Genomic DNA, 2,029 nt, shown 5'->3' on the forward strand with positions numbered 1-2,029 from the left:
GTTTAAATGGCGTGAATTGGGAATTCCCTATTCCCTCGAAGGGGTTAAACCACCAACAGCAGACCGCGTTAAGAACGCTAAACAACTCATGGATACCGAAAGTTACCAAGACTATACGAAACGTGTACATGGATAGAAAAGAAGCCTGATGGAAACATCGGGCTTTTGACGTACGACGGGCATGTCGTGCATCTGAGGTGTAAGTCCTCCGTGGGCACCCGCTACCGGTGAACCCAATAGCGATTCCCAAGCCTGACTATCGTGAGGTAGCGGGGAGAGGAAGGGATAGCGAAATCGTGGCTCTACGAACAGGAACGTGATAGTAAGGCGTATATAGCGGATAAGGGGGCTTCAAACTCTAAAGTCCAAAAAGGTAGTCGTAACCTATATGCGTAAATCACGAGAGTAAACGAGGAAAGATGTACGACTTATCCCGTGAGGTCTCATGAGCGCTGAAAGCGTAGTAACAACGAATCATGAGAAGTCAGCCGAACCCATAGTAGTGAGGAAACTTCTGTAATGGAAGTGGAGCGAAGGGGTGAACAACTAATTGAAGTAATCCTACTTCACTTGTGTCTGTAAAACGAGTGGTCTGATAGAACTGGAGTCTGTCACGTATTGACTAGATGAAGGCTCACCAATATAAGATGTCCCTCAGACACCAAAACAAGAAAGGAATACGCACATGTCAAAATTGCTAGATAAGATATTATCACGCGAAAATATGCTTGAAGCCTACAGTCAAGTAAAATCCAATAAAGGCTCAGCTGGGATTGATGGAATTACTATCGAAGAGATGGATAATTATCTCAGACAAAACTGGCGCCTGACTAAGGAACTGATAAAACAGAGAAAATATAAGCCTCAACCAGTTCTCAGAGTTGAGATTCCCAAACCAAACGGAGGTATTCGTCAATTAGGAATTCCAACAGTTATGGATAGAATGATTCAACAGGCCATTGTCCAAGTCATGAACCCCATTTGTGAGCCTCATTTCTCAGATACGAGTTATGGCTTCAGACCAAATAGGTCATGTGAAAAAGCCATCATGAAGTTCTTAGAGTACTTAAATGCCGGCTATGAGTGGATAGTGGATATAGACCTAGAGAAATTTTTCGATACGGTTCCTCAAGATAGATTGATGTCCTTAGTACATAACATTATCGAAGACGGGGATACGGAATCCTTGATTCGTAAGTATCTTCATTCAGGTGTTATCATTAACGGTCAGCGTCATAAAACGCTAGTTGGTACACCACAGGGAGGAAATTTATCTCCTCTCTTATCCAATATCATGCTTAATGAATTGGACAAGGAATTAGAAAAGAGGGGACTTCGATTTGTGCGCTACGCAGATGATTGTGTGATTACGGTCAGAAGCGAGGCAGCCGCTAAGCGTGTAATGTATTCAGTCAGTCGTTTTATTGAGAAACGGCTAGGTTTGAAAGTAAATATGACCAAGACTAAGATTAGCAGACCAAGAGAGCTGAAATACTTAGGTTTTGGGTTCTGGAAATCAACAGATGGTTGGAAAAGTCGTCCACATCAAGATAGTGTTCGGAGATTCAAGCTTAAATTGAAGAAACTAACACAGAGGAAATGGAGTATAGACTTAACAAGACGTATTGAGCAACTGAATTTGTCCATTCGAGGATGGATAAACTATTTCTCGCTGGGAAATATGAAGCGCATAGTCGCTAGCATAGATGAGCGCTTGCGTACTCGCCTACGAGTGATTATCTGGAAGCAATGGAAGAAGAAATCTAGACGATTATGGGGATTGCTTAAGTTAGGAGTTCCTAAATGGATAGCAGATAAGGTATCTGGCTGGGGCGACCACTATCAATTAGTAGCTCAGAAGTCGGTACTTAAACGTGCTATATCAAAACCAGTCCTTGAAAAACGTGGACTGGTTTCATGTTTGGATTATTACCTTGAACGACATGCGTTAAAAGTTAGTTGAACCGCCGTATGCCGAACGGCATGTACGGTGGTGTGAGAGGGGCTAGAGATTATCCCCTACTCGATT

Annotated in this window: 1 protein-coding gene and 1 pseudogene; both read left to right on the forward strand. The window is 42.8% G+C overall.

The annotated features are described in order from the left end of the window. A pseudogene (locus tag HT688_RS11270) lies at nucleotides 1-136 on the forward strand (pyruvate formate lyase-activating protein); the annotation flags it as partial. Between the two features lie 549 nt (nucleotides 137-685). Beyond that, a complete protein-coding gene (ltrA, locus tag HT688_RS11275) occupies nucleotides 686-1,963 on the forward strand; it encodes a group II intron reverse transcriptase/maturase (protein WP_172923803.1) in 1,278 nt (425 codons plus the stop codon). Nucleotides 1,964-2,029 lie beyond the last annotated feature (66 nt).

Source organism: Streptococcus sp. 1559, from assembly GCF_013276735.1.
Taxonomy (GTDB): Bacteria; Bacillota; Bacilli; order Lactobacillales; family Streptococcaceae; genus Streptococcus; species Streptococcus pseudopneumoniae.

Excerpts from the sequence above, each read along its gene's own strand:
- ltrA (WP_172923803.1), top strand. The coding sequence starts at position 686 with ATGTCAAAATTGCTAGATAAGATATTATCACGCGAAAATATGCTTGAA.